The sequence below is a fragment of the Candidatus Merdisoma sp. JLR.KK006 genome (assembly GCF_036941035.1).
Taxonomy (GTDB): Bacteria; Bacillota; Clostridia; order Lachnospirales; family Lachnospiraceae; genus Laedolimicola.
Genome location: NZ_JAYMNS010000107.1, coordinates 1 through 249 on the forward strand (window position 1 = coordinate 1; position 249 = coordinate 249).

Annotated in this window: 1 pseudogene; it reads right to left on the reverse strand. The window is 51.0% G+C overall.

Going from position 1 to position 249, the window contains the following annotated elements:
- Positions 1 to 249 (reverse strand): annotated as a pseudogene (locus VSQ61_RS22795) (RHS repeat domain-containing protein); the annotation flags it as partial.

Consider the following 249-nt stretch of genomic DNA (forward strand, 5'->3'; position numbering starts at 1 on the left):
ATCATAGGCGTATTTACGCTCCACGCCGTTTTCATCCGTTACGGAGGTCACACGGTCCATGGGATCGTAAGTGAAATACTTATAGTTGCCGTAAGCGTCCTTGATTCCGGTCACTCTTCCCTTGGCATCGTATTCGTACTCGGTTACGGCTCCGTCCTCATTAATGACCTTTGTGATCCGTCCCAAAGCGTCGTAGGAGAACTCCACTCTTCCTCCCTCTTCATTGACGGTCACGGTCTGGCGGTTCAA